Raw genomic sequence first — 24,818 nt, forward strand, 5'->3', positions numbered from 1 at the left:
CTGCCCGGCCCGTTCATGAAGCTTCTGTTTCAGGACAAAAAATGCGCAATGGCTTTCTGCTAGGTTTCCCATCCGGAATCAATGTATTAGGCGAGCGAGGCCGGGGTACCGCTGTCTCATGGCACTTTCCCACCACGAACTCTCTGTCAAAAACGCCGTCATACCCTTCAGCTTGAGCCTGCCGACACCCAGTGTCGGCCTGTCCAGTCACTTTCCTGATAGAGCGCCCCGCCCATGAACACCCCAGCCGCAATCGCCCCGATCTTCCCTGAAAGCATTTTCCGCGCCTACGACATCCGTGGCGTGGTACCGGAAACCCTCACCGCCGAAACCGCCTACTGGATCGGCCGCGCCATTGGCTCCCAGAGCCTGGCCCAGGGCGAACCGAACGTGTGCGTCGGCCGTGACGGCCGCTTGTCGGGCCCCGAGCTGGTCGAACAATTGATCAAAGGCGTTGCCGACAGCGGCTGCCACGTCAGCGACGTGGGCCTGGTGCCGACGCCCGCGCTGTATTACGCCGCCAACGTGCTGGCCGGTAAATCCGGGGTGATGCTCACCGGTAGCCACAACCCGTCGAACTACAACGGCTTCAAGATCGTCATCGCCGGCGACACCCTCGCCAACGAGCAGATCCAGGCCCTGCATACCCGCCTCAAGACCAACGACCTGAGCAGCGGCCAGGGCAGCGTGACCAAGGTCGATATCCTTCCTCGCTACAACGACGAGATCGTCAAGGACGTGAAGCTCGCCCGCCGCCTGAAAGTGGTAGTTGATTGCGGCAACGGCGCGGCCGGCGTGATCGCCCCGCAACTGATCGAAGCCCTGAACTGCGAAGTTATCCCGCTGTTCTGCGACGTGGACGGCAACTTCCCCAACCACCACCCGGACCCGGGCAAGCTGGAAAACCTCGAAGACCTGATCGCCAAGGTCAAGGAAACCAACGCCGACCTGGGCCTGGCCTTCGACGGCGACGGCGACCGCGTGGGCGTGGTGACCAATACCGGCAGCGTGGTGTTCCCGGACCGCCTGCTGATGCTGTTTGCCAAGGACGTGGTGGCGCGCAACCCCGATGCCGAGATCATTTTCGACGTGAAATGCACCCGTCGCCTGGTGCCGCTGATCAAGGAATATGGCGGTCGCCCGCTCATGTGGAAAACCGGTCACTCGTTGATCAAGAAGAAAATGAAACAGAGCGGCGCCCTGCTGGCCGGCGAAATGAGCGGCCACATCTTTTTCAAGGAACGCTGGTTCGGTTTTGATGATGGCATCTACAGCGCCGCGCGCCTGCTGGAGATCCTCAGCAAGGAAAAATCCACGGCCGAAGAACTGTTCGCGACCTTCCCGAACGATATTTCTACGCCAGAAATCAATATCCATGTGACCGAAGAGAGCAAATTCAGCATCATTGATGCTCTGCACGACGCCCAGTGGGGCGAAGGCGCCGAACTGACCACCATCGACGGTGTGCGGGTCGACTACCCACAAGGCTGGGGCCTGGTCCGCGCCTCCAACACCACACCGGTGCTGGTGCTGCGTTTCGAAGCCGACAACGAGGCGGAACTGCAGCGCATCAAGGACGTATTCCACGCCCAACTCAAACGTGTTGCACCTGATCTCCAACTACCGTTTTGATTTTTTGAAGCACTACCGGAGCCCTGAATGACCCTCGAACGCGAAGCCGCCGCCAACACCGCCAAGGTCCTGTCCGAAGCGTTGCCTTATATCCGACGCTACGTCGGCAAGACCCTGGTGATCAAATACGGCGGCAACGCGATGGAAAGCGAGGAGCTCAAGACCGGCTTCGCCCGCGACATCGTGCTGATGAAGGCCGTGGGCATCAACCCGGTGGTCGTACACGGTGGTGGCCCGCAGATCGGCGACCTGCTCAAGCGCCTGTCGATCGAGAGTCACTTCATCGACGGCATGCGCGTGACCGATGCACAGACCATGGATGTGGTGGAGATGGTCCTTGGCGGCCAGGTCAACAAGGACATCGTCAACCTGATCAACCGCCATGGCGGCAGCGCCATCGGTCTGACGGGCAAGGACGCCGAGCTGATCCGGGCGAAGAAACTCACCGTCACCCGCCAGACCCCGGAGATGACCCAGCCGGAAATCATCGACATCGGTCATGTGGGCGAAGTAGTCGGCATCAACACCGACCTGCTGAACCTGCTGGTCAAGGGCGACTTCATCCCGGTCATCGCGCCCATCGGCGTGGGCGCCAACGGTGAGTCGTACAACATCAACGCCGATTTGGTGGCAGGCAAGGTTGCCGAGGCACTGAAAGCTGAAAAGCTGATGCTGCTGACCAACATCGCCGGCCTGATGGACAAGTCGGGCAAGGTCCTGACCGGACTGTCGACCCAGCAGGTCGATGACCTCATCGCCGACGGCACCATCTACGGCGGCATGCTGCCGAAGATTCGTTGCGCGCTGGAAGCGGTACAGGGCGGCGTCGGCAGCTCGCTGATCATCGACGGCCGGGTGCCCAATGCGATCCTGCTGGAGATCTTCACCGATACCGGCGTGGGTACGTTGATCAGCAATCGCAAGCGTCCCTGATAGCTGACACACCAAAATCGCGATCCTTGGCAGTTTTCAAAGTGGATTCAAAACATGAAGTCCATTTTGCACTGGCAGGGCTCGCGTTTTTTTTCGCGAGCAAGAAGACATCAAGCTTACCCTGTCTTGATTTTCAGCGATGATGCCATTTCAACAAACGCTGAAACCACCCGTTTTGCTGAAATACGTGGACTACTTTCACTGAAATGGGTAATTTCAGCATTCGTTGAAAAGGTCTCTGTCAATGAAAATGCTCACAATAAACGCGAAAGAGGCGCTTCAAGACCTCCTAGGCAAAGTACCGGTCATCGAGATAAAAAGCGTGAAGATCTCGCTGCCAGCCAAAACCTGGGCCCCTGATCTCATCGTTGAAATAGACGCTTCGGGAAAGTCGCATTTCCTGGCCTGCGACATCAAAGCCAACGGACAGCCCCGATTTGTTACCGCAGCCATACTCCAACTTCGCGACTACGTCAGTGAAAGGAGTACAGAGATCACGCCTATCGTGATAGCCCCCTACCTTTCGCTTGCTGCGAGACAGGCATGCCGGGAAAAAGGCGTGGGTTATCTGGATCTGGAGGGCAATGCCTGGCTGTCGTTCGATGGTGTATTCATCGACCACCAAGTCGCAGAAAAGCCGCCCTCGGAAAACAGAGGGCTGAAATCTCTCTTCAAGCCGAAGTCAGCACAGATCCTTCGTACGATGTTGCGCGAGCCCGATCATGCATGGCGTGTGATAGAACTCTCCGAAGCAGCCAATGTGAGCTTGGGCCAAGTCAGCAATGTGCGCACGGCCCTACTTGATCGCGAATGGGGACAAGCAACACGCGATGGATTTTTCCTGTGCGATCCTCAATCGCTTCTGGATGCATGGGTCCAAGCCTATGAGGCTCCATCCGGGGAGCGTAAAAAATTCTATACCGCCTTACACGGCAGCTCCCTGGAGAATGCGGCACGCAGCGTAATCGGCGAAAAAGGCTATGGACGCACGGTATTTTCCTCGTTTTCCGCCGCACAATGGCTCGCCCCCTACGCCCGAGTCAGCACGAATTATTTTTACGCCGACAGTGAAGGCCTGGAAAAATTAATCACAGCTCTGCAACTGGTCCCCGTCACCAAGGGTGAAAATGTGGTGATTACCCTCCCTAAGGACGAAGGGCTCCTTTTGGACGTCGTCGAAGCGGCGCCCGATGCGATATGCACCAGCCCCGTTCAAACCTATTTGGACCTATCCATTGCTGGCGAGCGCGCAAAGGAAGCGGCCGAATATCTACGCCAGGAAAAACTGACATGGCCCCGGTAGTACCGCAGGAACCTCAATCGGCCTCGGATTATGAAGACAGGACGACGGTGGCAGTTAAAGCAGTACTCGTCGAAATGGGTCAGATCCTGGGTAGCTTCAAAGGAAAGTTCGCAGTGATTGGCGGTGCAGTGCCATGGCTGCTCCTTGCAAATGACGATATGCAGCATGTCGGTACACTCGATGTCGACTTGAGCCTTGATGCAGAAGCACTGGGTGATGGCGAGTACGCGACTCTGGTCGAAGCCTTGATGGGCAATGGGTACGAGCAGAGAGGAGAGTTACGACGCTTCCAACTCGTTCGCCAGGTTCCCGTGGACGACGGGGGAGCCCCGATAGATGTGATCGTGGATTTCTTGATGCCACGCGATGCTGCGATCATTCAAAACAAACCGCCCATTCTGAGCGACTTTGCAGTTCAACGTGCCGACGGTGCCGACCTGGCAATGCGGTTTTATCAGATGGTCGCAATTGAAGGACCTATGCCTACCGGCGGTACAAATCGAGTCGAGGTTGCCGTGTGCTCTATCCCGGCACTGCTCGCAATGAAAGGCTATGCCCTTAATGGACGACACAAGCAGAAAGACGCCTACGACATTTACTATTGCGTTCGCAATTTTCCGGGCGGCATAGCAGCGCTCGCGCAGGAATGCCGCCCCGTACTTGAAACCGGAAGTGGCGAGCAAGGCTTTCTGTACATCTGCCAGAAATTTGATATTGCCGACGGTTATGGCCCGACGTCCGTAAGGCGTTTCGTCGAAGACAGCCAGATCCTTGAGGATCGGACGCCAGATCAGTGGCAGCAGGATGCTTTCGGGCAAGTGGATGCCTTACTTCGCGCCCTTCATTTACGGGAGTGAACATTCACTGAAAAAAACAAGGCCCTGTTTCCGGGGCCTTGGTTTTTAGACGCCGAACTGGGCGCGGTAGGCTTCCACTGCCGGCAAATGCTGCTTGAGCTGCGGATCATCGGCCAAAAATTCCAGCACTTGGTTCAGCGACACAATGCTGACCACTGGAATGCCGAAATCGCGCTCCACTTCCTGGATCGCCGACAGCTCGCCGTTGCCGCGCTCCTGGCGGTTCAGGGCGATCAGCACACCAGCGGCCTTGGCGCCTTCCTGGGAACCGATGATCTGCATCACTTCGCGAATGGCGGTGCCCGCGGTGATCACGTCGTCGATGATCAATACTTCGCCGATCAGCGGCGCGCCGACCAGGCTGCCGCCTTCGCCGTGGGCCTTGGCTTCCTTGCGATTGAAGCACCAGGGCAGGTCGCGGCCGTGGTGTTCGGCCAAGGCCACAGCGGTGGTGGCAGCCAGCGGGATGCCTTTGTAGGCCGGGCCAAACAATACGTCGAACGGGATGCCGCTCTCGACGATGGCTGCGGCATAGAAACGGCCCAACTGCGCCAGGGCGGTTCCGCTGTTGAACAGGCCCGCATTGAAGAAGTACGGGCTGGTGCGCCCGGACTTGAGGGTGAATTCACCGAAGCGCAAAACGCCGCGATCGATGGCAAAGCGAATGAAATCGCGCTGATACGCCTGCATGAAAAAAGCCTCAAATACCGCGGATTTAGCTAAATAGGTACACGGCGTGTATCATACACGCACGTGATTTTTGGGGCCATTTATGCGGATCATCAGTGTGAACGTCAATGGTATTCAGGCTGCAGTCGAGCGTGGTTTGCTCAGTTGGCTGCAAGCACAGAATGCCGACGTCATCTGCCTGCAGGACACCCGCGCCTCCGCCTTTGAACTGGACGATGCAGCCTTCCAACTGGATGGTTACTTCCTTTATGCCTGCGATGCCGAAGTCCCCGCCCAGGGTGGCGTGGCTTTGTACTCGCGGCTGCAACCGAAGGCTGTCATCAACGGTCTCGGTTTCGAGACGGCGGACCGCTACGGGCGCTACCTGCAAGCCGATTTCGACAAGGTCAGCATCGCGACCTTGCTGCTCCCTTCGGGGCAGAACGGCGATGAAGATTTGAATCAGAAATTCAAGTTGATGGACGACTTCGCCCGTTACCTTGATAAACAGCGGCGCAAACGTCGCGAGTACATTTATTGTGGCTCGCTGTACGTGGCGCAACAGAAGCTGGATATCAAGAACTGGCGCGACAGCCAGCAATCTCCTGGTTTCCTGGCGCCGGAACGGGCCTGGATGGACGAGATCATTGGCAACATGGGTTATGTCGACGCCCTGCGTGAAGTCAGCCGTGAAGGCGACCAGTACAGCTGGTGGCCAGACAACGAGCAGGCCGAGATGCTCAACCTCGGCTGGCGTTTCGACTACCAGCTGCTGACGCCCGGGTTGCGCCGCTTCGTACGCAGCGCCCGCCTGCCGCGCCAGCCACGGTTCTCGCAGCATGCGCCGCTGATCGTGGATTACGATTGGACGCTGACCATCTAAGCGTATCGGCGATAGCCCTCCGGTAGACCGGACAAAAAAATGCCCGTATCGCAAGATACGGGCATTTTTCATGGAGCACGCTACCGCCCAGAACATCAAGTCACGGCGAAAAACGGCAGGGCCAGGTACAACTTGATGACGATGACGTTAATGATATCGATGAAGAACGCCCCCACCATCGGCACCACCAGAAACGCTATTTGCGAAGGTCCGTAGCGCTGCGTCACAGCTTGCATGTTGGCGATGGCCGTCGGCGTGGCGCCCAGCCCAAAACCGCAATGTCCCGCCGCCAATACCGCGGCATCGTAGTGACTGCCCATGATCCTGAACGTCACGAAAATCGCAAACAGTGCCATGACCAATGTCTGCGCCGCCAGGATGATGAAGATCGGCAAGGCCAATGAGGCCAGGTCCCATAATTTGAGTGACATCAAGGCAATCGCCAGGAACAACGACAAGCTGACGTTGCCAAGCACGGATACTTCTCGTTCGAATACTTGATACAAGCCAAGTGCCGAAAGCCCGTTGCGCAAGACCACTCCCACGAACAAGACGCAAACGAACGTCGGCAATTCGAATGCAGTACCGTGGAGCTGCCCATTCAAGAGCGTGCCGGCCAACAGGCTGACCGCGATCAAAGCAAGTGTCTCGATAAACGAAAACGCCGTTATCGAGCGCTCTTTGTTTGGCTGCTCGAAGCCCTTGGGCATCCGGGTTTTTTCTGGCTCAAGGCCGCCGGGTGATTGGACACGCTTGATGAGCAACCGCGCAACCGGCCCACCGATCAAGCCACCCAACACCAAGCCAAACGTCGCGGAAGCCATCGCAAGCTCGGAGGCGGAAGCCAGGTTGTACTTTTCACTGAACACCGTTCCCCACGCCGCGCCCGTGCCGTGGCCGCCCGCCAAGGTGACCGAGCCTGTCAGCAACCCCATCAACGGATCGAGCCCCAGCGCTTTTGCGAGCCCGATACCCATCGCATTCTGGACCACCAGCAGGCCGACCACCGCAAGCAGGAAAATTCCCACCACGCGCCCACCCCTTTTCAGGCTGGCGAAATCCGCACTCAGGCCGATCGTGGCAAAAAACGCCAGCATCAACGGTGTTTGCAATGAAGTATCAAATCGAACTTCAACTTCAAGCCCACGCAGAGCCAAAAGAACCAGGGCGACTACCAACCCGCCCGCAACAGGTTCAGGGATATTGTAGGCACGCAGAAAACCAACACGCTTAACAAGTCCGCGCCCCAACAAAAGCACTAACGAGGCGGCGACGAGGGTTCCATAGAAATCGAGCTGAAGCATGAGTATTTATTCTTTGGACATATATTCAGGGGCGAACTTTTTACCTGGACACGCCTCTTGAACAGGTTGATCTACTCAACACTGGTTGACTTTTAATTCAACGACCTTCAATGGTCTGAATATATCGAAATATTTCTGAAGGAATATAACTTGGGGGCAACTCTATCAACCGAACGCCCCGACTGCCAAGAAGATAAGTAGTGCTGACATTTTGCAGTTGTGACTAAAAATGTAAAAGGCGTAATGCAACGTAGGATAATTCTGTACGTCGCCGGAGCCCATACAAGGGAGAAACACTTATGTATTCAAGTAAACTCAACACTGCACAATGAGTCGCGTCATTGTCAGTAGCACAAACCAAGAAGCCGATATCACTATCGGCTTCTTGAGGACAACGATTCAAGCTGGGTCAGCCTTCGAACCATCGAGCTCTTCAACACGCTCGATCATTAGGATCCGAGTAACGGCCTGATTTCATTGATCGCATACTCAGCGCATTGCTCATCGATTCTTCCGTTGGGTGCACCACCTACTCCGATAGCGCCGATGACATCGTTACCCACCTTAATAGGTACGCCCCCAGTCAACGCCAGGGTTCCGGGAATATTGGACAGGTTCGGGACATTCACCGAGCGCTCCATGAGCGTGCCTGTTGGGGTCTTGAAGGATACGGCGGTATAAGCCTTGCGCTCACTGCCAGCATAGGAAGTCGGACCGGCGCCATTGGAGCGCAGGCTCGCCAGTACTATTCCCGAGCGATCCACCACCGTGGCGGCGACCGATTGGTTGTTTTGGGCACAGACGGCAACGGCGGTCTGCGCCAGTTGCATGGCATGCACGTAGGAAAGGTTTTTTTGTGAAATGACGGCTTGCGTACTCACGGCCTCGGTCGATAGAGGCTCAAGGGGCGGTACTTGCGCGTGAACAGATAAGGCGGCAAAGGTACTCGCTGCAGCCAGGGTAAATATTAGAAGTTTCATGACAAATCCTGTTTTGGTTAGAACATCACGAGGTGCATCCAGTCACCCCGATGGAAAAACCATACTGGACCAAAAATAACGGCCAAGCCCACCCACTTATGGGACAGGATGTAACCACGCGCACGCCAGCCGCGACGACATGACCTTCATGCCGACACCGTACTGCGCCGCTTTACTTATAGATCGTCGAACTTCAGAGGGGCCCAGGGTCGCAATTTGCGAACATAGGCAGTAACAAAGCAATCGGCGGCACTCCACGAGGAAGCTGCCGCCGAATACTCACCTGGGTGTTACTTAACCAACCGCCAGGTAAACGGATACCGATACGGCTGCCCTTCATTGGCCTTCACGCCGCCAATGATGGTCAGCACCAGCGCACCGATGGCCACCAGGCCGAACAGGAAGAAGCCGATCACCACGATCATCAGCAGCAGGCTGATCGCCGCGGCGATCGCCACGGTGATCTGGAAGTTCAGCGCTTCCTTGCCCTGGGCATCGATGAACGGGTCGGATTCGCGCTTGATCTGCCAGATGACCAGCGGCCCGATCAGCGAACCGAACGGAATGAAAATTCCCACTAGTGCAGACAGGTGACAAAACATCGCCCATTGCCGCACTTCTTTGCTCGGCTGGGGCAACAGGACTTGCTCATCACTCATGACATTCTCCTTGTCTGAAGCGCACAACGATCAGTCGGCCAAGGCGGCCTTTTGCAGTTCGAAGATCTCGTTCATGCCTTTCTTCGCCAATTCCAGCATAGCGTTCAATTCTTCCGGCTGGAACGGCGCGCCCTCGGCGGTGCCCTGGACTTCGATGAAACCACCGGCGCTGGTCATGACCACGTTCAGGTCGGTCTCGGCGGCGGAATCTTCCAGGTAATCCAGGTCCAGCACCGGCTCGCCCTGGTACATGCCCACGGACACGGCGGCGATCATTTGCTTGAGCGGGTCACCGCCCTTGAGGCCGCCGCGCTTCTTGATCACTTTCAAGGCATCGACCAGCGCAACCATGGCCCCGGTAATGGAAGCCGTACGCGTGCCGCCGTCGGCCTGGATCACGTCGCAATCGACATACAGCGTCACGTCGCCCAGCTTGGACATGTCCAGCGCGGCGCGCAGCGAACGGCCGATCAGACGCTGGATTTCCAGGGTGCGGCCGCCCTGCTTGCCACGGCTGGCCTCACGCTGGTTCCGCTCGCCGGTGGCGCGCGGCAGCATGCCGTATTCGGCGGTCAACCAGCCCTGGCCTTGACCCTTGAGAAACCGTGGTACGCCGTTTTCGACGCTGACGGTGCAGATGACCTTGGTATCACCGAATTCGACCAGTACAGATCCCTCGGCGTGTTTGGTGTAGTTGCGGGTAATGCGGATCGAGCGAAGCTGATCGGCAGCGCGACCACTTGGACGTTTCATAGGGAACACCTGTACAGAGGACGGAAAACTGCCGGACATTATAGAGCCGTGGGCCGCCAGAGGGCAGTTTAAAAAAGCTGACGCGACCGGTGAACGCGCCCGAAGCCCCGGCCGACGGGCTGCAGCGGTTTGTTGCCGGAGCTGTTTGGGCGCTTGGGTCCCACTGCGCTACAATCCCGCGCCTTTGCTGTCCTTCAGCATTTATCCACAGATCCCAGGCCCCGCACCCATTGGTTGTGGCCGGCCTGCATTGCGAGGAACCCCCATGGTGCACAGCATGACCGCCTTCGCCCGCGTCGAGAAAGCCGGGGCCCAAGGCACGCTGAGCTGGGAGCTGCGCTCGGTCAACAGCCGTTACCTGGAGCCGCACCTGCGCCTGCCCGAGTCCTTCCGCGACCTGGAAGGCAACGTGCGCGAAGCGCTGCGCCAGGGCCTGTCCCGAGGCAAGCTGGAATGCACCCTGCGTTTCACCGAAGAAAGCACCGGTAACCCCCTGCAAGTGGACCGCGAGCGCGCCGCGCAGTTGGTCGCTGCCGCCGAAACCGTCGCCAGCCTGATCAAAAACCCCGCGGCCCTGAATCCGCTGGAAGTCCTGGCCTGGCCCGGCGTGCTGGTGGGTGACGCGAGCGACCCCCAGGCGCTGAACGCGGAAGCGCTGGCATTGTTCAACCAAGGCCTGAAAGAGCTCAAGGCCGGTCGCGAGCGTGAAGGCGCGGAGCTGGCCCGGCTGATCAACGAGCGCCTGACCTCCATCGAAGAAGACGTCGGCACCCTGCGCGAGCTGGTCCCGCAGATGCTCGCAACCCAGCGCCAGAAGGTCCTCGATCGTTTCGCCGACATGAAGGCCGAGCTGGACCCGCAACGCCTGGAACAGGAAATGGTCATGCTCGCGCAAAAGAGCGACGTGGCCGAAGAACTGGATCGCCTGAGCACCCACATCATCGAAGTCCGCCGGGTGCTCAAGTCCGGCGGCGCGGCCGGTCGCCGCCTCGACTTCCTGATGCAAGAGCTCAACCGCGAAGCCAATACACTGGGCTCCAAAGCCTTCGACCCGCGCAGCACCCAGGCAGCGGTCAACCTCAAAGTGTTGATCGAGCAAATGCGCGAACAAGTGCAGAACATTGAGTAAGGCTAACCCGACATGACCCACAGCACCGGCACTCTCTACATCATTTCCGCGCCCTCGGGCGCCGGCAAGACCAGCCTGGTCAAGGCGCTGATCGACGCCGAGCCGCAGATCCGCGTCTCGGTCTCGCACACCACCCGTGCCATGCGCCCGGGCGAAGTCAACGGCGTGAACTATCACTTCGTCGACCGCGAAGAGTTCGTGAAGATGGCCGAGCACGGCGACTTCCTGGAGCGCGCCGAAGTCTTTGGCAACCTCTACGGCACGTCGCAAAGCTATCTGCAGCAGACCCTCGACGAAGGCCATGACCTGATCCTGGAAATCGACTGGCAAGGCGCCGAGCAGGTGCGCAAGCTGATGCCCCAGGCCCGCTCGATCTTCATCCTTCCCCCGAGCCAACAGGCCTTGCGCCAGCGCCTGACCAACCGCGGCCAGGACAGCGACGAGATCATAGAAGGCCGGATGCGTGAAGCGGTCAGCGAAATGAGCCACTACGTCGACTACGATTACCTGATCATCAACGACGATTTCGCCCACGCGCTGGACGACCTGAAGGCGATTTTCCGCGCCAGCCAGCTGCAACAGAAACGCCAGCAGCAACGTTTCGGTAAATTATTGGCCGAACTACTGGGCTGAACAGCCCTTCCCAAAACCGCTGCGACGGCTTTACATTGGTACTCGCAGCGCGCCGAGGGGTTTGGTTAAAAAATCAGCGCTTCCCTAAACGCTGGTGTTTTTTTAAACTGTCGAGTCCGCTCGCCCAACCGGGCAGCGCGCATATTGCATTCGCTCCGAGGAATACCATGGCCCGCGTAACCGTTGAAGACTGCCTAGAACACGTGGAAAACCGCTTTGAGCTGGTCATGCTCTCTACCAAGCGTGCCCGTCAACTGGCCACCGGCGGCAAAGAGCCATTGGTCCAGTGGGAAAACGACAAGCCTACCGTGGTAGCGCTGCGTGAAATCGCCGAAGGCCTGATGAGCTACGAGTTCATCGCCAACGCTGAGATCGTCGAAGACGAACCGCTGTTCGCAGCGTTCGAGGACGAGTCCAACGAGGCGGTCTAAGCCTATGCCTGGTCGACGTAGCACGGCGCGGGGTCACAGCAAACGGCAGGAGTCACCATCATGCCGAGCATAGACGCCCTCGCCGATCGCTTATCGGCCTACCTCGGCACGGACCAGGTCAACCTGGTCCGCCGAGCCTATTTCTACGCCGAACAAGCCCACGACGGCCAACGCCGACGCAGCGGCGAGGCGTACGTCACGCACCCGCTTGCGGTGGCGAACATTCTTGCCGACATGCACATGGACCATCAGAGCCTGATGGCGGCGATGCTGCATGACGTGATCGAAGACACCGGCATTGCCAAGGAAGCGCTGCAAGCGCAGTTCGGCGAAACCGTGGCCGAACTGGTCGACGGGGTCAGCAAGCTGACCCAGATGAACTTCGAGACCAAGGCCGAGGCCCAGGCCGAAAACTTTCAGAAAATGGCCATGGCCATGGCACGCGACATCCGCGTGATCCTGGTCAAGCTCGCCGACCGCCTGCACAACATGCGCACCCTGGAAGTGCTGTCCGGCGAAAAACGCCGGCGCATCGCCAAGGAAACCCTGGAAATCTACGCCCCCATCGCCAATCGCCTGGGCATGCATGCCATCCGCATCGAGTTCGAAGACCTGGGCTTCAAGGCCATGCACCCGATGCGTTCTGCGCGGATCAACCAGGCCGTCAAGCGCGCCCGGGGCAACCGCAAGGAAATCGTCAACAAGATCGAAGAGTCCCTGAGCCACTGCCTGGCCATCGACGGCATCGAAGGCGAAGTCAGCGGGCGCCAGAAACATCTCTACGGCATCTACAAGAAAATGCGCGGCAAGCGCCGGGCCTTCAACGAGATCATGGACGTCTACGCCTTCCGGATCATCGTCGACAAGGTCGACACCTGCTACCGCGTGCTGGGGGCTGTGCATAATTTGTACAAACCGTTGCCGGGGCGCTTCAAGGACTACATCGCGATCCCCAAGGCCAACGGCTACCAGTCGCTGCACACCACGCTCTTCGGCATGCACGGCGTGCCGATCGAAATCCAGATCCGCACCCGTGAAATGGAAGAGATGGCCAACAACGGCATCGCCGCCCACTGGCTCTACAAATCCAGCGGTGACGAACAGCCCAAGAGCACCCACGCCCGCGCCCGGCAGTGGGTCAAGGGCGTGCTGGAAATGCAGCAGCGCGCAGGCAACTCCCTGGAATTCATCGAGAGCGTGAAGATCGACCTGTTCCCGGACGAGGTCTACGTCTTCACGCCCAAGGGCCGAATCATGGAGCTGCCCAAGGGCTCCACGGCCGTGGACTTTGCCTATGCGGTGCACACCGACGTCGGCAACAGCTGCATTGCCTGTCGCATCAACCGCCGCCTGGCACCGTTGTCCGAACCGCTGCAAAGTGGCTCCACGGTGGAGATCGTCAGCGCCCCCGGCGCGCGCCCCAACCCGGCGTGGCTCAATTTCGTGGTCACCGGCAAGGCCCGCACGCACATCCGTCACGCGCTGAAGCTGCAACGTCGCTCCGAATCCATCAGCCTCGGCGAACGCCTGCTGAACAAGGTCCTGAACGGCTTCGACAGCTCCCTGGACAAGATTCCGGGTGAGCGGGTGCAGGTGATGCTCCACGAATACCGTCTCGAATTGATCGAAGACCTGCTCGAAGACATCGGCCTGGGCAATCGCATGGCCTATGTCGTCGCCCGTCGCCTGCTCGGCGAAGGCGAACAGCTGCCAAGCCCCGAAGGCCCGCTGGCGATTCGCGGCACCGAGGGCCTGGTGCTCAGCTATGCCAAGTGTTGCACGCCGATCCCGGGCGATCCGATTGTCGGCCACCTGTCCGCCGGCAAGGGAATGGTGGTGCACCTGGACAACTGCCGCAACATCAGCGAAATCCGCCACAACCCGGAAAAATGCATTCAGCTTTCGTGGGCCAAGGATGTCACTGGCGAGTTCAATGTCGAGCTGCGAGTCGAGCTGGAACACCAGCGCGGCCTGATCGCCCTGCTGGCCAGCAGCGTCAACGCCGCCGACGGCAATATCGAAAAAATCAGCATGGACGAGCGCGATGGTCGCATCAGCGTCGTCCAATTGGTGGTCAGCGTGCACGACCGTGTGCACCTGGCCCGCGTAATCAAGAAGCTGCGCGCCCTGACCGGCGTTATCCGCATCACCCGGATGCGCGCATAACGCCTCAATAGCCTATTCCTTACAAGGAGTCATCGATGACCAAGACCGTAATCACCAGCGACAAGGCCCCAGCCGCCATCGGCACCTATTCCCAGGCGATCAAGGCCGGCAACACGGTGTACATGTCGGGCCAGATCCCACTGGACCCGAAAACCATGGAACTGGTGGAAGGCTTCGAAGCCCAGACCGTGCAGGTGTTCGAAAACCTCAAGGCCGTGGCCGAGGCTGCCGGTGGTTCGTTCAAGGACATCGTCAAGCTGAATATCTTCCTCACCGACCTGAGCCACTTTGCCAAGGTCAACGAGATCATGGGCAAATACTTCGACCAGCCCTACCCTGCCCGCGCCGCCATCGGCGTAGCGGCCCTGCCGAAGGGCTCGCAGGTCGAGATGGATGCCATCCTGGTCCTCGAGTAATAAGGTCGGCGCAGCTTCCCCCGCTGCGCCGTTTTCGTCTTGAAAGGATTCCACCATGCGCAAAGCGCTTGCTCTCTCGCTGGCAGCCCTGCTTCTGGGCGGCTGCGCCAGCGACCCTGCCGACCGTGACATCAGCGGCACCTGGATCAACCAGGCGGCCATCGACGCTGCCGCCAAGGGCGGCCCGCTGCGCGAAGCGCTGCAAGGCTATGGCCCGAACCTGGAATGGGACGTCAACACCCGGGCCGGCCAGGCGCGCTACACCAACGGTTTTGAAAACGTCGAAGGCAAGTTGCTGGGCGAAGAAGACGGCGCTTGGAAAGTCGACTTCTACGGCAGCTCCGCCAGCGAACTCAAGCGCGACGGCGACCAGTTGAGCCAGGCCGCCACCGAGAACGAACCGCAGCAGGTGTTCGACCGCGCGCAAGTGCAGGTACCGGAAGGCGCACCCATCGGTGCCAGTTTCGAGCGCGCGCTGTATGCCGCTTACCTCGGCGGCGCGTGGAACATCACCAGCGGCCCCGGCCAGGGCGCCACCGTGCAATTCCAACCCGACGGCCAGGTCAGCGGCCTGCCGGGTGCCGATCGCTACGCCTTGTGCCTGGCCGGCGATTGCGCCTCCATGAGCGGCGGCAACGACAACATCTGGCTGCAACAAAACGGCCAGGGCAATACATGGATCTTTGCCCGCGACGGCAAGAAGCTGGAGATTTTCCAGACCGTGAATGCGGCATTGGCGGATGAAATGCCTTCGTTCACGCCGGGCAACCGGCAGTGGGTGCTTGAAAAGCAGTAGGAGCCACGACGCAACTCTCATGTGGGAGCGGGCTTGCTCGCGAAGACGGCATGGCAGTCAACGAAGATGTTGAATGTCAGGGCCCCTTCGCGAGCAAGCCCGCTCCCACAGGTGCTTTGGGGTGTCAGGCGAATCAGCAGCGCCCTTCCAGAATCGCCGCATACCCCTCGCGAAAACTCGGATAACGCGGCGTCCAGCCCAAGGCCTTCGCCCGGGCATTGCTGCAGCGCTTGCTGCCGGCGCGCCGCACGCTGGCATCTTCGGCCCACTCGGTAACACCCATGAATTCCCGCAGCCAGCCCACGACTTCGGCCAACGGCGCAGGGGCATTGTCGACGCCGATGTAGCAGTCGTCCAGCACCTTGCCTTGGCGATCAGCCTCCAGCAGAAACGCCAGCAAGCCGGCCGCGTCGTCAGCGTGGATACGATTGGCGTACAGCGGCGGGTCGATCACCACGCGATAACCCTGGCGCACCTGGCTCAGCAACCACTCCCGACCTGGACCATAAATGCCGGTCAGGCGCACGCGACTGGCCGGAATGCCGCTGTCCAGGGCGACTTGCTCGGCTTCGAGCATCAATCGACCGGAATATCCGCCGGCCACGGTGGGCGACGTTTCATCCACCCATTCGCCCTGCTGCTGCCCATACACACTGCTGCTGGACACAAACAACAGGCGCTTGGGCCGTTGGCCATGCTGCTTCAGCCAGCCCAGCACATGCTGCAACCCTTCGACGTAAGCGCTGCGATAGCCCGCCTCGTCATGGTCGGTGGCCGCCGCGCTGTACACCAGGTAATCCAGGGACCCGGTGGGCCAGTCGGCGGGGCATTGCTCGCTGAATAAATCCCCTGCCACCCCGATGACACCCGCCGGCAAGTTCGAAACCGTGCGCCGCAGGCCATGGACTTGCCAATGTTCGGCCACTAACTGGCTGGCCAGGCGGCCGCCGATATCACCGCAGCCGGCGATCAAAACAGAAGGCGCGGACATCAAGAACTCCTCTGGCAAAGCCGCAGACTAGCCTCCGTGGGGGATGAGCGGCTAGCCATGCGACAAAAAAAGTAACTGTATTACTTTTGTTAACAAGAATTACTTGCAATAATGCTCGCCACTTTTGTTCTCGGCCCACGAGGCCTGGAAGAACATCAACCTTCTTTTTTTCTCAGGTCCGGCCAGCATGAAACGCTCTCTATCCCCCGCTTCGCCAACCAATCGACCTCGTGCCTGGAGCACGGTAGCCGCCTTGTTGTTCAGCCTGTTGCTGGCACCTGCCGCGGCCTTCGCCGATGCACAGGCGCCCGCCACGACCCCAGCGACGACTCCGGCCGCCGCACCTGCTGCTGCCCAGGCGCCTGCCGATCCAGCCGCTCCCGTTGCGACGCCGGCCGCCACCGACCCGGCCCAAGCCGTCGAGGCCGATGCACCTGAAGTGCTCGAAGCCGACAATACCCTGGGCATGGCCCACGACCTGTCGCCATGGGGCATGTACCAGAACGCCGACATCATCGTGAAGATCGTGATGATCGGTCTGGCCATCGCCTCGATCATCACCTGGACCATCTGGATCGCCAAAGGCTTCGAGCTGCTGGGTGCCAAGCGTCGCTTGCGCGGTGAAATCGCCGCCCTGAAAAAAGCCGCCACCCTCAAGGAAGCCAGCGCCACCGCGGCGAAGGAAGGCACCCTCGCCAACCTGCTGGTGCATGACGCCCTCGAAGAGATGCGCCTGTCGGCCAACAGCCGCGAGAAGGAAGGCATCAAGGAGCGCGTGAGCTTCCGCCTCGAGCGCCTGGTCGCCGCCTGCGGTCGCAACATGAGCAGCGGCACCGGCGTGCTCGCCACCATTGGTTCCACCGCGCCGTTCGTCGGCCTGTTCGGCACCGTGTGGGGCATCATGAACAGCTTCATCGGCATCGCCAAGACCCAGACCACCAACCTCGCCGTCGTCGCTCCGGGTATTGCCGAAGCCCTGCTGGCAACGGCACTGGGCCTGGTCGCGGCGATCCCGGCGGTGGTGATCTACAACGTCTTCGCCCGCTCCATTGCTGGCTACAAGGCCCAGGTTTCCGACGCTTCGGCTGAAGTCCTGCTGCTGGTCAGCCGTGATCTCGACCACTTGCCGCCCGAGCGTGGCTCGCAACCGCACATGGTGAAAGTGGGGTAATCGGCCATGGGCCTGCATTTGAAAGAAGGCGCAGACGACGATCTGGCCGAGAACCACGAAATCAACGTCACGCCGTTCATCGACGTGATGCTGGTGCTGTTGATCATCTTCATGGTGGCCGCCCCACTGGCCACCGTGGACATCAAGGTCGACCTGCCGGCGTCGACGGCCAAGCCTTCGCCGCGGCCGGAGAAACCAGTGTTCCTCAGCGTCAAGGCCGATCAGCGCCTGTTCCTCGGTGAGGAAGAGGTCAAGGCCGACACCCTCGGCGCGACCCTCGACGCCAAGACCCAAGGTAAGAAGGACACGACGATCTTCTTCCAGGCCGATAAAGGCGTGGACTACGGCGACCTGATGAGCGTGATGGACGCGCTGCGAAGCGCCGGCTACCTGAAAGTCGGCCTGGTCGGACTCGAGACGGCGCCTAAAAAATGATCACGACGCGCCAAAAGCTGACGCGTTACAGCGGTAGCCTGGCAGTGGTGCTGGGCGTGCATGCGCTCGCCATCGCCCTGGCGCTGAACTGGACCACGCGAGCACCCATCGAGTTGCCGCCCCAGGCGATGATGGTCGAGCTGGCGCCGGTCCCAGCCCCGCCGCCACCGGCACCGCCAAAAGTCGTCACACCGCCGCAACCGCCCGAGCCGGTGGAAGAGCTGCCGCTGCCTAAACTCGCCGAAGCACCGAAGCCTGAAATCGCCGTGCCCAAGCCGGTCAAGCCCAAGCCCAAGCCTCAACCGCCCAAGCCCAAACCGGTGGAGAAAAAACCCGAGCCGCCGAAGGAACAGCCGTCGGAGCAGAAGCCCAGCGACACGCCGCCGACCCAGTCAGTGGCCGAGAAGTCCGCGCAACCGGCGCCTGGCCCGTCGCCCGCGCAATCGGCTGCCAAGGCCAATTGGCAGGGCACACTGCTGGCGCATCTGGGCAAGTACAAGAAGTACCCGCCCAGAGCCCAGCAGATGAACAAGGAAGGCACCAACCGCCTGCGTTTCGTGGTGGATGCCGACGGCAACGTGTTGTCATTCGAATTGGTGGGCAGTTCCGGCACGGAGTTGCTGGACCGGGCCACCCTGGAGATGATCCGCCGCGCCCAGCCGCTGCCCAAGCCACCGGCGGAGTTACTGACCAACGGCACCATCGAACTGACGGCACCGTTCGTGTACTCCATCGACAAGCGCCGGCGTTGACTCAATCTGGCAATCCGATGGCAGGTTGAATCCTGTGGCGAGGGAGCTTGCTCCCGCTGGGCCGCGAAGCGGCCCCAAAACCAGCGAATGTGCTGCATCAGGCAGACCGCGTTCGCCGCACCAGAGGCCTGCTGCGCAGGCCAGCGGGAGCAAGCTCCCTCGCCACAATGAGCACAACCGACATAAAGGCATCGAAAGATGCCTTTTTCATATCCAGCAACGCCCCACAGACATTCGCCAGTGTCCCACCGCACCCCCAGTCTGATAACGTGCGTCTATCGATTGCAGCCGGTATGCTTGGCTCGCAACTTCACGGACGCTCGCCATGACCCTCACAGAATTACGCTACATCGTGACCCTCGCCCAAGAGCAGCATTTCGGCCATGCGGCCGAGCGTTGCCACGTCAGCCAGCCGACGCTGTCGGTGGGTGTGAAAAAACTTGAAGACGAACTCGGTGTGCTGATTTTCGAGCGCAGCAAAAGCGCCGTGCGCCTGACCCCGGTGGGCGAAGGCATCGTCGCCCAGGCACAGAAGGTCCTTGAACAGGCCCAAGGCATTCGCGAACTGGCCCAGGCCGGCAAGAACCAACTGACCGCCCCGCTGAAAGTCGGCGCGATCTACACCGTCGGCCCGTACCTGTTCCCGCACCTGATCCCGCAACTGCACCGGGTCGCCCCGCAGATGCCGTTGTACATCGAAGAAAATTTCACCCACGTGCTGCGCGACAAGCTGCGCAACGGCGAGCTGGACGCGATCATCATCGCCCTGCCGTTCAACGAAGCCGATGTCCTGACCCTGCCGCTCTATGACGAACCGTTCTACGTCCTGATGCCGGCAGAGCACCCCTGGACCCAGAAAAAAACCATCGACGCCGCCCTGCTCAACGACAAGAGCTTGCTGCTGCTCGGCGAAGGCCACTGCTTCCGCGACCAGGTGCTCGAAGCCTGCCCGACCCTGACCAAGGGCAGCGAAGGCGCCAAGCACACCACGGTGGAATCCAGCTCCCTGGAAACCATTCGCCACATGGTCGCTTCCGGCCTGGGTATCTCGATCCTGCCGCTGTCGGCGGTGGACAGTCATCATTACTCCCCTGGCGTGATCGAAGTCCGCCCGCTGACGCCACCCGTGCCGTTCCGCACCGTTGCCATCGCCTGGCGCGCCAGCTTCCCGCGGCCCAAGGCCATCGAAATCCTCGCCGACTCGATCCGCCTGTGCTCCGTGGCCAAGCCGCCCGCTGCCAAGTAAGCCGCTGCCATGACTGAGCTGTCGAAAGTGCCGGTCACGACACTCAAGGGTGTCGGTGAAGCCATGGCCGAAAAACTGGCCAAGGTCGGCCTGGAAAACCTCCAGGACCTGCTGTTTCACCTGCCGTTACGCTATCAGGACCGCACCCGCGTGGTGCCCATTGGCCATCTGCGCCCGGGGCAGGACGCGGTGATTGAAGGCACCGTCAGCGGCGCCGATGTGGTCATGGGCCGTCGTCGCAGCCTGGTGGTGCGCCTGCAGGATGGCACCGGTGGGCTCAGCCTGCGTTTCTATCACTTCAGCAATGCGCAAAAGGAAGGCCTCAAGCGCGGCACCCGCGTGCGTTGCTACGGCGAAGCACGGCCCGGGGCGTCGGGGCTGGAGATCTATCACCCGGAATACCGCAGCATTACCGGTGACGAGCCGCCGCCCGTGGATGAAACCCTGACCCCGGTCTATCCGCTCACCGAAGGCCTGACCCAACAACGTTTGCGCCAGCTCTGCCAGCAAACCCTGACGCTACTGGGCCCCAGCAGCCTGCCCGACTGGCTGCCCACGGAACTGGCCCGGGATTACCAGTTGGCGCCGCTGGCCGATGCGATCCGCTACCTGCACCATCCGCCCGCCGATGCCGACGTCGACGAACTCGCCCTCGGCCATCACTGGGCCCAGCATCGCCTCGCGTTCGAAGAACTGCTGACCCATCAACTGTCCCAGCAACGCCTGCGCGAAAGCCTGCGTTCCCTGCGCGCCCCGGCCATGCCCAAGGCCAAGGACCTGCCGGCCCGCTACCTGGCCAATCTCGGCTTCACCCCGACGGGCGCCCAGCAACGGGTGGGCAACGAAATCGCCTACGACCTGAGCCAGCCCGAGCCGATGCTGCGGCTGATCCAGGGCGATGTCGGCGCCGGCAAGACCGTGGTTGCCGCCCTCGCCGCGCTGCAGGCCTTGGAAGCCGGTTATCAAGTGGCGTTGATGGCGCCCACCGAGATCCTCGCCGAGCAACATTTCATCACCTTCCAGCGCTGGCTCGAACCACTGGGCATTGAAGTCGCCTGGCTGGCCGGCAAGCTCAAGGGCAAGAACCGCGCCGCCGCCCTGGCGCAGATCGCCGGAGGCGCGCCGATGGTGGTCGGCACCCATGCGCTGTTCCAGGATGAAGTGCAGTTCAAGAACCTGGCCTTGGTGATCATCGACGAACAGCACCGCTTCGGCGTGCAACAACGCCTGGCTTTGCGGCAGAAAGGCGTGGGTGGGCGCATGTGCCCTCATCAACTGATCATGACCGCCACGCCGATCCCACGGACCCTGGCGATGAGCGCCTACGCCGACCTCGACACCTCGATCCTCGACGAACTGCCCCCCGGCCGCACACCGGTCAACACCGTGCTGGTCACCGATACCCGACGAGTGGAAGTGATCGAGCGCGTGCGCAGCGCCTGTGCCGAAGGGCGGCAGGCCTATTGGGTGTGCACATTGATCGAAGAGTCGGAAGAGCTGACCTGCCAGGCGGCCGAAACCACCTTCGAGGACCTCACCGCCGCCCTCGGCGAGTTGAAGGTCGGGCTGATCCACGGCCGCATGAAACCCGCCGAGAAAGCCGCGGTCATGGCTCAATTCAAGGCCGGCGCCCTGCAACTGCTGGTCGCCACCACGGTGATCGAGGTCGGCGTCGACGTGCCAAACGCCAGCCTGATGATCATCGAAAACCCCGAGCGCCTGGGCCTGGCGCAGTTGCACCAGCTGCGCGGCCGGGTGGGCCGGGGCAGCGCCGCCAGCCATTGCGTCTTGCTCTATCACCCGCCACTGTCGCAGATCGGGCGCCAACGGCTGGGGATCATGCGCGAAACCAACGACGGTTTCGTCATCGCCGAAAAAGACCTCGAATTGCGCGGCCCCGGTGAAATGCTCGGCACGCGCCAGACCGGTCTGCTTCAATTCAAGGTAGCCGACCTGATGCGCGACGCCGATCTGCTCCCTGCCGTACGCGACGCCGCCCAGGCCCTGCTGGAACGCTGGCCCGACCACGTCAGCCCGCTGCTGGATCGCTGGCTGCGTCATGGGCAGCAATACGGCCAAGTGTGAGCACGCGCTCAGTTTTCAAGACCCGCGTGCCGGACAAGCTGGTTATACTGACCAACTTGTAGGAAAACGGATACAGACCATGACAGAAGCTGCCCTCGTCCCCGAAGCCCCGCACGCTCCGTCTGTTATTCGGCTGTTGCTCGAGAAATTGGGCATCGGCTATGACGAAGTACTCGAACGACCCGGCCTGAACCCAGCCCGCAAGGTGCAGGCGGTGTTGCTGCACGATGCCGTTGGCGCGCTCATGGTGCTGTTTCCACAAAGCCAGCTGCTGGACCTCAATCGCCTGGCCGAACTCACCGGTCGCAAGCTCACGGCGGTGCCGACCGAACGCCTGGAGCGCATGCTCGGCAAACACAGCCTGAGCCTGCTGCCCGGCCTGCCGGCGCTGACCAGCTCACCGTGCCTGTACGAAGAAAGCCTGCTGCGCGAACCCAAATTGCTGATCAACTCCGGCGAGCCGGGGCTGCTGCTGGAAGTGACCAGCGAAGCGTTCAAGACCATGCTCACCAAGGCCAGCGCCGCGACATTTGGCGAAGCCGTGAGCAACATCACCCCCAACCTGGACCGTCCGCACGACGACCGCGCGGAAATCACCCAGGCTGTGCAAGCGTTTACCGCCCGGCGTATCCAGCAACGGCTGGAAGAAACCATCGAGATCCCGCCGCTGGCTGAAACCGCGCAAAAAATTATCAAGCTGCGGGTCGACCCCGACGCCACCATCGATGACATCACCGGTGTGGTAGAGACCGATCCAGCCCTGGCCGCGCAAGTGGTGAGCTGGGCCGCCTCGCCCTACTACGCCTCGCCCGGCAAGATTCGCTCGGTGGAAGACGCCATCGTCCGGGTGCTGGGCTTCGACCTGGTGATCAACCTGGCACTGGGCCTGGCCCTGGGCAAAACCCTGAGCCTGCCCAAGGACCATCCGCAACACACCACGCCGTACTGGCACCAGTCGATCTACACCGCCGCCGTCATCGAAGGCCTGACCCGCGCCATGCCGCGGGCCCAGCGTCCCGAAGGCGGCCTGACCTACCTGTCCGGCCTGCTGCACAACTTTGGTTATCTACTGCTGGCCCATGTGTTCCCGCCGCACTTCTCGCTGATCTGCCGACACCTGGAGGTCAACCCGCACCTGTGCCACAGCTACGTGGAGCAACACTTGCTGGGCATCAGCCGCGAGCAGATCGGCGCCTGGCTGATGCGCTACTGGGACATGCCCGACGAACTGGCCACCGCCCTGCGCTTCCAGCACGACCCGCACTACGACGGCGAATACGCCGCCTACCCGAACCTGGTGTGCCTGGCCGTGCGCTTGCTGCGCTCGCGCAGCATCGGCTCCGGCCCGGATGAAGACATCCCGGATGCGTTGCTCGAACGTGTGGGCCTGACCCGGGAAAAGGCCAACGATGTGGTCAGCAAGGTGCTTGAGGCCGAAGTGCTGCTGCGGGAACTGGCTTCGCAGTTCGGCCACTGATGCCCGGCTGATTCATAGCTCATTGATGGCTAACTGCCTGATGAGCTCATTGGCTGCTGACTGAAGAGCTTTTGTGGCGAGGGAGCTTGCTCCCGCTCGGCTGCGTAGCAGCCGCAAAACCTGCCGACGCGATCTGCCTGGAAGACCGTGTCAATCCGTTTGGGGCCGCTTCGCCGCCCAGCGGGAGCAAGCTCCCTCGCCACAGGGGAGTCACTTGGCTTTAGGTTTCCTCGGCTTCAGGTACTTGGTCAGCCCCTGGAACCAGATCACCAGCGCCGGGTTGCCCTTGATCTGGATCGACTTGTCCTGAATCCCCGTCATGAATGCCAACTGCTTGTTCTTGGCCTGCATCGTCGCGAAGCCATAGGCGGCGTCCTTGAAGGCGATGGCGAAGGCCGGGGTCGGGTAAACCCCGGACTGGCTGGTGATGCGCTGGTTCTTCACGGTGAAATGCCGGGCGACCTTGCCATCCAGGGTTTGCAGCTGGAACACCAACTCCTTGTCGCCCAACTGCTGTTGGAACGCCGGGTTGGTCCGGCTGGCCTTGCCCATCAACAACCCCAGCATCCACAACAGAAAACGAAATTTCATGGGCACAGCCTCGTGAGAAAAGATCAATGGCTGGCAGTTTAGCGATTCTTCGGCGCAACGCCATCATCGGATCGCTTTAGCGGAAGATCAGCTGGTTTTCGCGAAAGATGACTGCCAAGTCACGAATTCAAAATCAAAAGATCTTGGATCATTTGGAAACCAAGGAGGCGGTGGCGCCCGGCGCCAAGGTATAGAGCTTTGCATTGATGCAGGCTGAACCAGCGCCATCGCGAGCAAGCTTTGCTCCCACAGGGTTCTGTTTCGAACCGGAGCTCAAGTTCAACGCCAATCCACTGTGGGAGCGAGCCTGCTCGCGATAGCGGAGTGTCAGGCAACAATGATGCAAGCTGAACCGACGCCTTCGCGAGCAGGCTCGCTCCCACAGGGGATTGGGGGTGTTGCGGACATTTCGATCGCCCCAAAAACAACTGTGGGCCCCCGGTGTCAGGCTAGTTGTCGCCTCTCCAAATTCCTAAAAGCATTTCGGGGGCGGCAAGAGTATGGTCATGCCTTTCTATTCACCTGA

At 60.6% G+C, this 24,818-nt stretch carries 23 protein-coding genes and 1 pseudogene; 17 read left to right on the top strand and 7 right to left on the bottom strand.

Features of this window, described 5'->3' with window-relative positions; all coding sequences use genetic code 11:
• Positions 1-228: 228 nt before the first annotated feature.
• The 4 genes and pseudogenes from HU767_RS20410 to HU767_RS20425 all read left to right on the top strand — a co-directional run.
• Positions 229-1,632 (top strand): annotated as a pseudogene (locus HU767_RS20410) (phosphomannomutase/phosphoglucomutase); the annotation flags it as partial.
• A gap of 27 nt (positions 1,633-1,659) precedes the next feature.
• Complete coding sequence (argB, locus tag HU767_RS20415; RefSeq protein ID WP_003206871.1) at positions 1,660-2,565, top strand: acetylglutamate kinase; 906 nt, start codon at positions 1,660-1,662, stop codon at positions 2,563-2,565.
• A 244-nt stretch (positions 2,566-2,809) separates the two neighbouring features.
• Positions 2,810-3,868, top strand: a complete 1,059-nt coding sequence (locus HU767_RS20420; protein WP_186730330.1) for a type IV toxin-antitoxin system AbiEi family antitoxin — start codon at positions 2,810-2,812, stop codon at positions 3,866-3,868.
• Positions 3,856-4,725, top strand: a complete 870-nt coding sequence (locus HU767_RS20425; protein ID WP_186706892.1) for a hypothetical protein — start codon at positions 3,856-3,858, stop codon at positions 4,723-4,725. Before HU767_RS20420 ends, HU767_RS20425 begins: the two co-directional genes overlap by 13 nt.
• A gap of 45 nt (positions 4,726-4,770) precedes the next feature.
• Here HU767_RS20425 and pyrE read toward each other — a convergent pair whose 3' ends face one another.
• Positions 4,771-5,415, bottom strand: a complete 645-nt coding sequence (gene pyrE, locus HU767_RS20430; RefSeq protein ID WP_186730331.1) for an orotate phosphoribosyltransferase — start codon at positions 5,413-5,415, stop codon at positions 4,771-4,773.
• Positions 5,416-5,497: 82 nt separating this feature from the next.
• Between pyrE and HU767_RS20435 the strand changes: the two genes are divergently transcribed.
• Positions 5,498-6,277, top strand: a complete 780-nt coding sequence (locus HU767_RS20435; protein ID WP_013694557.1) for an exodeoxyribonuclease III — start codon at positions 5,498-5,500, stop codon at positions 6,275-6,277.
• 95 nt (positions 6,278-6,372) lie between these two features.
• Here the strand turns inward: HU767_RS20435 and gltS are convergent, their stop codons facing one another.
• From gltS to rph, 4 genes are all read right to left on the bottom strand, one after another.
• Complete coding sequence (gene gltS, locus HU767_RS20440; protein ID WP_186730332.1) at positions 6,373-7,581, bottom strand: sodium/glutamate symporter; 1,209 nt, start codon at positions 7,579-7,581, stop codon at positions 6,373-6,375.
• Between the two features lie 449 nt (positions 7,582-8,030).
• Entirely contained in the window at positions 8,031-8,561 is a 531-nt protein-coding gene (locus HU767_RS20445; RefSeq protein WP_186730333.1) for a heme-binding protein, read from the bottom strand.
• 290 nt (positions 8,562-8,851) lie between these two features.
• Positions 8,852-9,220 (bottom strand): DUF4870 domain-containing protein, encoded by a 369-nt coding sequence (locus HU767_RS20450; protein WP_186706896.1) that lies wholly within the window; start codon positions 9,218-9,220, stop codon positions 8,852-8,854.
• Positions 9,221-9,250: 30 nt separating this feature from the next.
• Entirely contained in the window at positions 9,251-9,973 is a 723-nt protein-coding gene (gene rph / locus HU767_RS20455) for a ribonuclease PH (protein WP_003177262.1), read from the bottom strand.
• 265 nt (positions 9,974-10,238) lie between these two features.
• On the opposite strand from rph, the gene HU767_RS20460 reads away from it, so the two are divergent.
• From HU767_RS20460 to HU767_RS20485, 6 genes are all read left to right on the top strand, one after another.
• On the top strand, positions 10,239-11,102 hold the full coding sequence (locus HU767_RS20460; protein WP_186706897.1) for a YicC/YloC family endoribonuclease: 864 nt from the start codon (positions 10,239-10,241) through the stop codon (positions 11,100-11,102).
• Positions 11,103-11,114: 12 nt separating this feature from the next.
• Positions 11,115-11,735, top strand: a complete 621-nt coding sequence (gene gmk, locus HU767_RS20465; protein ID WP_053126561.1) for a guanylate kinase — start codon at positions 11,115-11,117, stop codon at positions 11,733-11,735.
• Positions 11,736-11,902: 167 nt separating this feature from the next.
• Positions 11,903-12,166: a DNA-directed RNA polymerase subunit omega gene (gene rpoZ, locus HU767_RS20470; RefSeq protein WP_003177259.1), complete on the top strand. Its 264-nt coding sequence runs from the start codon at positions 11,903-11,905 to the stop codon at positions 12,164-12,166.
• A gap of 60 nt (positions 12,167-12,226) precedes the next feature.
• Positions 12,227-14,332, top strand: a complete 2,106-nt coding sequence (gene spoT, locus HU767_RS20475) for a bifunctional GTP diphosphokinase/guanosine-3',5'-bis pyrophosphate 3'-pyrophosphohydrolase (RefSeq protein WP_053126562.1) — start codon at positions 12,227-12,229, stop codon at positions 14,330-14,332.
• A gap of 35 nt (positions 14,333-14,367) precedes the next feature.
• Positions 14,368-14,748, top strand: a complete 381-nt coding sequence (locus HU767_RS20480) for a RidA family protein (RefSeq protein ID WP_186706898.1) — start codon at positions 14,368-14,370, stop codon at positions 14,746-14,748.
• A 55-nt stretch (positions 14,749-14,803) separates the two neighbouring features.
• Positions 14,804-15,544: a hypothetical protein gene (locus tag HU767_RS20485; RefSeq protein WP_186730334.1), complete on the top strand. Its 741-nt coding sequence runs from the start codon at positions 14,804-14,806 to the stop codon at positions 15,542-15,544.
• 133 nt (positions 15,545-15,677) lie between these two features.
• Here HU767_RS20485 and HU767_RS20490 read toward each other — a convergent pair whose 3' ends face one another.
• Positions 15,678-16,535 carry an SDR family oxidoreductase gene (locus HU767_RS20490; protein WP_186706900.1) on the bottom strand — a complete coding sequence of 286 codons (858 nt, stop codon included), beginning with the start codon at positions 16,533-16,535 and terminating at the stop codon, positions 15,678-15,680.
• A 187-nt stretch (positions 16,536-16,722) separates the two neighbouring features.
• Here HU767_RS20490 and exbB point away from each other — a divergent pair, with 187 nt between their 5' ends.
• The 6 genes from exbB to HU767_RS20520 all read left to right on the top strand — a co-directional run bounded on the left by exbB (position 16,723) and on the right by HU767_RS20520 (position 23,701).
• Positions 16,723-17,706 (top strand): tonB-system energizer ExbB, encoded by a 984-nt coding sequence (gene exbB, locus HU767_RS20495; protein WP_186706901.1) that lies wholly within the window; start codon positions 16,723-16,725, stop codon positions 17,704-17,706.
• 6 nt (positions 17,707-17,712) lie between these two features.
• Positions 17,713-18,141: a TonB system transport protein ExbD gene (gene exbD / locus HU767_RS20500; protein WP_053126573.1), complete on the top strand. Its 429-nt coding sequence runs from the start codon at positions 17,713-17,715 to the stop codon at positions 18,139-18,141.
• Positions 18,138-18,893: an energy transducer TonB gene (locus tag HU767_RS20505; protein ID WP_186730335.1), complete on the top strand. Its 756-nt coding sequence runs from the start codon at positions 18,138-18,140 to the stop codon at positions 18,891-18,893. The genes exbD and HU767_RS20505 overlap by 4 nt, the downstream gene beginning before the upstream one ends.
• 325 nt (positions 18,894-19,218) lie before the next feature.
• Positions 19,219-20,139 (top strand): hydrogen peroxide-inducible genes activator, encoded by a 921-nt coding sequence (locus HU767_RS20510; RefSeq protein WP_186706903.1) that lies wholly within the window; start codon positions 19,219-19,221, stop codon positions 20,137-20,139.
• Positions 20,140-20,148: 9 nt separating this feature from the next.
• Complete coding sequence (gene recG, locus HU767_RS20515; protein ID WP_186730336.1) at positions 20,149-22,224, top strand: ATP-dependent DNA helicase RecG; 2,076 nt, start codon at positions 20,149-20,151, stop codon at positions 22,222-22,224.
• A gap of 79 nt (positions 22,225-22,303) precedes the next feature.
• On the top strand, positions 22,304-23,701 hold the full coding sequence (locus HU767_RS20520) for an aminoacyl-tRNA deacylase and HDOD domain-containing protein (RefSeq protein ID WP_186706905.1): 1,398 nt from the start codon (positions 22,304-22,306) through the stop codon (positions 23,699-23,701).
• Between the two features lie 210 nt (positions 23,702-23,911).
• Here the strand turns inward: HU767_RS20520 and HU767_RS20525 are convergent, their stop codons facing one another.
• Entirely contained in the window at positions 23,912-24,292 is a 381-nt protein-coding gene (locus HU767_RS20525; RefSeq protein ID WP_186706906.1) for a helicase, read from the bottom strand.
• Between the last annotated feature and the right edge of the window lie 526 nt (positions 24,293-24,818).

Origin of the sequence: Pseudomonas sp. SWRI179 (genome assembly GCF_014268705.1) — a bacterium.
Lineage (GTDB): Bacteria > Pseudomonadota > Gammaproteobacteria > Pseudomonadales > Pseudomonadaceae > Aquipseudomonas > Aquipseudomonas zanjanensis.